This is a genomic window from Rhizobacter sp. P2_H3 (assembly GCF_056403355.1).
On the sequence record NZ_JBFUFQ010000391.1, the window covers coordinates 1 to 3063 of the forward strand.

The 3063-nt window shown below is 53.4% G+C and carries 2 protein-coding genes; both read left to right on the forward strand.

The window, feature by feature from the left end; all coding sequences use genetic code 11:
• Positions 1–1602: hypothetical protein (locus tag AC1D1T_RS31395; RefSeq protein WP_477993271.1), on the forward strand; the 1602-nt coding region annotated here is incomplete at its 5' end.
• Between the two features lie 36 nt (positions 1603–1638).
• On the forward strand, positions 1639–2631 hold the full coding sequence (locus AC1D1T_RS31400) for an ATP-binding protein (protein ID WP_477993273.1): 993 nt from the start codon (positions 1639–1641) through the stop codon (positions 2629–2631).
• The last annotated feature ends 432 nt before the right edge of the window (positions 2632–3063 follow it).

The window sequence follows — 3063 nt, forward strand, 5'->3', positions numbered from 1 at the left end:
TTCTCAAGGTGGCTACAGGCCAACCCAGACTGGGAGGATCTATTAGTCAAGATGATCAAGAAAGGTGGCGGCGGCGACAAGACTCCAGGAAAAGCGCCAGCTGTACGGAGCGTGGCTGCACAATTTATAGAAAAAATTAAGACAAAGTTGCCTAGTGAACAGTATCCTCGTACAAGCAAAAGCACCGCACGTCGCAGTATTGAGCGCTACATCGCAAATTATGTGGCGATGGATTTATCAACGACGACTGTTTGGAGAGGGAAAGCGATTGCGGCTCGTCAACATCTAGGCACCGGACACGAAAAATTCCTCCTAGCCGCTGCTCCCTTCGATCTAGTGGGCTGCGATGCCCATACGGTCGACGCCGTTGGCGTCCTGATTTTAGACGGACCCGCAGGCCCTCAGCGGATACCTATCGATCGAATGAAGATAGTTGCAATAATCTGCTACAAAAGTCGCGTATGCACCGGGTTTAGCATTTGTATTCGGCCACAAGTCTCGGCGGCCCATGTCGAGGAAGCCTATCTGAACGGTACCCAGAAATGGATTCCTCTTAAGCTAACAATTAAGGGGTTGAAGTATGACACCGGGGCGGGGTTCCCATGCGGCGCCGTTGAGGGCCTCGAGGAGGTCAACTTCGCTGCGCTCCAGCTAGATAACGCTGCGCAGCATTTTGCCCGCGGCGTCCAGCAGCGGCTGCACCGGTCCATTGGGTGCATGGTGGGCTGGGGCGCAGTCGGCCACTGGTGGCGAAATGCTGTTATCGAGCGCTTCTTTGGCGCACTTTCCGCCTACGGCTTCAAGCGCCTGCCAAGCACCATGGGTTTCGGTCCAGGCGATCCACAGCGCGGCGACCCGCTGTTGGAGGCAGCCGGCAGAGGCATTGAGTGGCATGAGCTGATCCAACTGCTCGATGTGCTCTTGGCCAACTACAACGCTCGGCCAAGCCGCGCACTCGGCGGTCGCAGCCCCCTGGATGTCGTGCGAACCACCCTCTCAGGCTCAGGTGCTGCCTGGGTCCCGCGGGTGCGGCCACCTTACACGGCATATTCGGCTCGACCGGGCATCGAGGTCCTCACAAAGAGAATCAATGGTTACGCTGCGTCGAGGGTTCCGCCATACGTGGAACTGGACGAGGTCCGGTACTCCAGTCCCGAACTGTCGAAGCGGTACGACTGGATTAGAACAGGCGTTATTGTGCATGTCCCAAAGCGGGACGCCCGCATCGTCGAAGCGTTTCTGGACACTGGCGAGCGAATTGGCGAATTGCGCTGCATGGATTCAGGGTGGGCAATGACGGCCCATTCGCTCGAACAACGCAAGGCGATCAATGCGCTGATTAGGGACGGTCAGCTTTACGTACCGGATGGGGGTGATCCGGTAGCGTGCTTCATCAACCATCTCTCCACCAAAGCGTATGCGTCATCACGGAGCCGTTCGTCGCTCGAAGTCTCCGCAGACGCTACTACTGTTGCCGAGACGTTGCGTATGTCAGGTGCTTCGGCACCCGCACCGGCAAAGCCGGCCTCGTCGAACCCAGCCACGTCGACTGTCGCTCGCAAAMCACCGCTCGGCGTTGCACTTCCAAAGCGCTGGAAATAGCGATATTGACACCGCCGCCAACTCAAAGGAACCACTATGAGTACACCTGTACAGGCGGATCGCTCTCAGCTTCGCGAGGCCGCACTGATGCCTGGCGAGGAACGCCTTAGGTATTTGGCGAAGCATCCCTTGACTCTTCGACCGGTAAAAGTCGTTACGCGGGCTGTTAAAAGTGCATTCCTCATTGTTTCCGAGGCAGCGACCTATCGCCAGCTTGGAGTTTCGTTCCAAGCGCCTTTTAGAACGGGAAAGTCGACCGTGGCCGAGATGATCTGCGCAAACATTTCTGAGGTCGTCCCAAATCTCGCCGTACACCTCACGGTAGCAGAAAGTCAAACAACAAAACGCAATTTTTTCGGCGCATTATGTGAGTCGTTTGAGCTGATAACCCAGGGCACTGCAGCGGACCGCGCTGGCAGATGTCGGGAGGCCATGGAGGCCGCATGCCACGCAGTTGGCGGCAGCCAATTGCTGTTAATTATTGATGAAGGCCAAAACTGGCGGGAACAAGAATGGGAATATCTGCGTGATGCCGGAAATCGCATACTCAAAGAGGGTGGGATAACCCTTACCACTGTTACCTTCGGTGATGAGCGAATAGGAGCTTTGCGTCAGAAATTGATGAAGTTGCGCAAAGACTTATGGGCTAGATTTTTGATGAAGACAAACGTCCTCAGCGGCGTAAGAAGCCAAGAAGATCTTCATTACTTCTTGGAGCAGTGCGATGATGCCGAAAAATATGAGTATCCAGAAGGGTCAGGCATTGCATACTCCGAATTTTTTTTGCCGAAAGCTTTCGCCGCTGGGTGGCGCCTCAGTGATGAAACGAATTTGCTATGGGAGGCATATGAAAGAGCTGCGTCGTCAGTTAACAAAAAAGTGATTGAGGTGCCTATGCAATGGGTGACCGACCCCGTGGTTCATTATTTGAAAAATCGAAGCGTCGATGATTTTGAAGGACTGAAAGGCGATGCAGAAGCGTGGGACCAATCGGTTGAAGCCTCTCATTTTGTCGAGACCTTAATATGAGAATCGGATCCACGATTCCCAAGAGCGATGGTTGGGTTTGGCGCCGGGAATGGGAATTTCCTCTTGAAGGCCAATTTTCCATCGCGTCAAAAGTCATCGAGGTCAACAAGGTAAGGTATCCGGCAGTTTCAGGCTGGGTCTTCAAGAGAAACCGCAATATTTTTGCCCTTGGTTCACACAAGAAATACCTGTGCTCACCTGAGCTTAGATATTGCCGTGACTGTATTGATTTTGGTTATCATACGTCACTTTTCCAACTTTGGAAGTTTGATAGCTGCCCCATTCACAACTCACCACTAGTTTCAACCTGCCAAAATTGCGGATTCGTAACTACACCTTTTCCATACGATCGGTATAACAGCGGAAAAAAAATCAATTTTGGATTTAGGTGTTGGAATTGTGCCTTCCCGCTCGGGAGAAGGGGCGCAGGAC